The 4007-nt window shown below is 70.1% G+C and carries 3 protein-coding genes; all 3 read right to left on the minus strand.

The genetic code is table 11. The features are described 5' to 3' along the window. Positions 1 to 60: 60 nt before the first annotated feature. Entirely contained in the window at positions 61 to 1893 is a 1833-nt protein-coding gene (locus ACWGI8_RS40835) for a choline/carnitine O-acyltransferase (RefSeq protein WP_453668513.1), read from the minus strand. Next, a complete protein-coding gene (locus ACWGI8_RS40840; protein WP_453668514.1) occupies positions 1890 to 2735 on the minus strand; it encodes a class I SAM-dependent methyltransferase in 846 nt (281 codons plus the stop codon). The genes ACWGI8_RS40835 and ACWGI8_RS40840 overlap by 4 nt, the downstream gene beginning before the upstream one ends. A gap of 164 nt (positions 2736 to 2899) precedes the next feature. Then, positions 2900 to 3769 carry a HalD/BesD family halogenase gene (locus tag ACWGI8_RS40845; protein WP_453668515.1) on the minus strand — a complete coding sequence of 290 codons (870 nt, stop codon included), beginning with the start codon at positions 3767 to 3769 and terminating at the stop codon, positions 2900 to 2902. Positions 3770 to 4007: the final 238 nt, after the last annotated feature.

Genomic DNA, 4007 nt, shown 5'->3' on the forward strand with positions numbered 1-4007 from the left:
GGCCGACGCTCCGTGCACGCCGGCCCATCGCTCACCGGAGCCGGCCCGAGCGTGACTTCTTCAGTCCTCGGACCGCTCCGACCCCAGCAGCTCCCGCAGTTCCCCCACCGCCTCCCGGAGCCGGTCGGCGAAGGTCCGCATCTGGTCCGCGACCGCCAGTGGCGTGCTCAGATAGAGGTTGAAGCGCTCGGGCAGCAGCACATAGGCCACCCCGATGCAGCGGCTGCTGGTCGATCCGAAGCCGAAGTACTGGATGTTGTGGGACGGCGCGGAGCTGGTGCTCAGGTAGTCGTCCCGCATCGTGAGCCAGCCCGGCGTCCGGTAGAGCGCGGGCTGCTCGGATACGCCGAGCTCCGCGCCGCGGCGGCGCTGGATCAGTTCCAGTTCCCACAGGTGCTGCTCGGGGACCTGGCCGGCCTGGGACGCCTTCGCGCGGGACACGTGGGCCTCGGCGGCGGCGCGGAACGCGGCTAGGCGGGTTTCCGCGTCAGCCGCCGGGTCCTCCATCACCGACACGAAGGCCAGCATCTCGGGAGTGACGACGCGCATCGCCTCGGTCCGGCCGTTCCGGTACTGCCGGGTGGCGATCGACTCGTACGTGGCGCCCAGGAGTCCCTTGGCCCGCTGGTGGGCGAGCTGGTAGGCGACCTGGACGAACGCGTCCGGTGACACGCCCAGGGCCTTGGCCGTGCTGCTCCCGAAGTCCGCGAAGGACACGGTCGTGGTCGCCGTGGCCTCCCCGTACGCGGCGAACGCCTCGGCGGCGGCGCGCACCTGGGCCCGTAGCGCGTCGTCCAGCTCGAACACGACCGGCTCCAGCGCCGGCAGGCCCTGGGAGCGGGCTCCGGACTGCCGGGAGTGCTCCTCGGCCGGGGTGCCGAGCAGAGCGTCGACGAAGCTGAGGATGGTGGTCCCGTCCAGTTCGCAGTGCTCCACGTTGATGCCCGCCCGGCCGTCGGCGAACACGATCAGGGACACGGCCTTGTCGAACCAGCGGTTGCCACGGTCACCGTAGAGCAGCTCGTCGCAGGCCTCCTGGGTGTCCGAGGGAGCGAAGTCCTCCAGACAGACGCAGAACAGCGCGGCCTCGACGTCCTCCAGTGCGTCCGCGTTGCGGGGGTGGCAGGCGAGCAGGGACTCACGGGCGGCCGCCCATTCCGCGCGGGCCATCGTGGTGAGGGGACCCACCGAGGTGTCCGCGGCGCCCGGCTCGGCTCCGGCCTTCATCACGGCGCGCAGGCCCGCCTCGAGGTCGTCCAGGCTGTGCGGGACGCCGTCCGCGCCGAGCACGTCCAGCCGGAACATGCTGCCGCGGAAGAACACCACGATGTGCCGGGCACTGGACGGGCCCGGCCATTCCTCGCTGTAGGGGGCGCGGACGGTGTCCTGTTGCGCGCCGGGGATCCGGGTGGTGGAGAAGAGGAACTTGTTCTGCACCATCGACTGGGGCACTCCGCGCTGCACCACCGGCGGGATGCGCTCCTGGTCGAGCTGCCCCTTGTAGTTGAGGGCCCCTGCGATGAGCCCGGCCGCCCGCTCGACCTGCGCCTGGCCGGACTCCTGGAACAGGAAGAAGAAGTTGGCGTTGAGCGCGATCCGGTCCCGGCGGCCCAGGTAGCGGTACGGCCAGAAGGTGTCGAGCCAGCTGTGCACGCCCGCCGTGGCGTCGTACTCCTCCAGCGCCGCGTGCAGCACCCGGCCGGGACCGTCGGGCCGGAGGAAGGCGGCCACCTCCGCCTCGGTCGCCGCCCGCTCGTCCGGAGTGAGCAGCGGCGCGCACCAGGCGAGGAACCGCTCGCAGCTCGCCTCCAGTGTGGGCAGCGGCACCCGCGGCAGACCGTCCTCATGGGCGAAGGTCGTCGTGCGGCCCGCCACACCCTGGCTGTTGTTCACTTCTGCTCTCGATTCGCATCGTTGGGACCTGAGATGCCGTACGGCCGGGAAAGATGGAGCTGTGCGTAGAGCCAGCCTTCCGCCTCCAGGCCCCGCGCATCCACCCCGGCGGACGACATGCCGTCCAGCACGAGGGCCTGCTCCTCCGGGGAGGCGAACTGCCGCTGTCTGAACACACCGTCGACGCGGACGGTCCGGTATCCCAGCCCGGCCAGTGCGCGCTCGACGGGGTCGAACGGGAACATCCGCAGCACGAAATGCGCCATCCAGGGCCGATGGTCGCCCTGGGCCCGCACGACGTGCGTGAGCGTCCGCTCCGTGACGTACCCGAGGCAGCCGGTCGAGATCACCAGGTCCGTCCCGGTGAGCTGGTCGAGCTGACGGGGTGTGGGCTCGTTGTTCTCCAGGTCGGCGTGCACGGCGTCGTCGAGGAACCCGGCCTCGAGTGCGTAGGACAGCGCGCTGCCGGAGGTGTCCAGGCCGACGAAGCGTACGTCCTGCGCGGGCCGGCGCGAACGGGACAGCTCCCGGTCCCGGGCCAGCAGGGCTTCGCGGCTCTCCCCCTCGCGGTCCTCGTCGCCGTAGCGCTCGTACAGCTCGTCCATGGTCGCGTCGTACTTCAGCAGGGCGGCGTTGATTCCGTACGAACAGCCGATGTCCAGCACCTTCGGCACCGCGACGGACCGGGACTCCCGGTACTCCTTGATGAACTTGGCGAAGTACGGCTTGGCGTGTTGCGGAACGCTGTAGCCGAGTGGGCGCAGCGCTCTGAAGTAGCTGCGCGGATCGGGCTGGGTGTAGATGTGGTCGAGCGAGACTTTTCCGGTCGCGTCGAAACGCACAGGGCTTACTCCTCCGTGGATCTCAGAGTGGATCTCAGAGCGGATCGCAATGTGGATCGCAATGTGGATCGCAGAGCGGATCTCAGAGCGGATCTCAGAGCGGGAAACGCCTCAGGCCTGGCAGGTGTCTTGCGGATCTTGCCCGGCTGATCCACAAGAAACCCCTAGTCCAGCAGCCGGTCGCCCCGGACGGCCCGGTCCTCGGCCGCCAGGTGCTCGGGCAGTACCCGGCCGAAGAGCTGCCGGGTCCGTGCCACGCTCCCGACGACCCCGGGGCGCTCGCTGTAGGCGAAGATCGCGGAGTGGCGTGCGATCCCGCCCCGCACAGGGCTCACCCGGTGCAGCGAGTAGCGGCCCATGAACAGCTGCAGGTCACCGGGTTGCAGGGGCAGGCGCCGGATCAGCCGCTCGCCCCGGCCGTCCAGTACGTCCCGGACGTCGTCGAATCTCTCGTCCTGCGCGGTCCTGATGTTCGGGCAGTACTCGAAGTCGCCCCCGGCCTGCGCCTGCTGGGTGAGCATGCTCACCGTGAACTCGTTGGTGTCGAAGTGCCAGGGGTGCTCCATGCCCGGCGCGACGACGTTGAGTACCAGCCCGGAGAGCGGGTCCGCCAGTTCGTGCAGCTGCGGCAGTCCGAAGCAGCGGGCGATGAAGCGCTGGAACACCTCGTGGGTGTAGAGCCGGCTGATGAGGGAGTCCGCGGGGACGCGGTCCCGCGCGACGAACGCGTTGCCCCGCTGGAACGTCCTGCGGCCGGGGTGGTCCGCCGGCAGGACCGAGTCGACGGCAATGTTGTAGACGTTGACGGTTTCGACGTCGAAGTGCGCCCGGGGCGCGATGGCCGAGCATTCCTGCCGCAGGACGTCTCGGAGCGACGGGCGGATGAAGTCCGGCAGCACGGTGCAGCCGACGGTCAGCAGTTCGCGCCGGGCTCGGGAAACCACCGCCTGTCCCTCGTCGCTCTCGAGTTCCGGCAGGGGATACCGAACCGTGTCGACCACCTGGTCGAGCGTCATGGCTTCCAGGGTGCTCATTCGATCCTCTCGACATGCGGGCAGACCGTGCCGGGCACTCACTCCCGGCTCTTCGGCAACTCCACCGAGGAACAACAGAGTTGAAGTTCCCACAGCCTCGCCGAGTTGTCTGTGACACGTCGCACTGTGCCGCCGCGGCGCACCCGGCCGTGCGGAGGCACGGCACCCGCGGGCCCGCCGGCTCGGAGCGCCCGGCACCGCGCCGAAACGCGAAGGCCGCGCCCGCGACGTACGCGGG

Source organism: Streptomyces sp. NPDC054841, assembly GCF_053611045.1.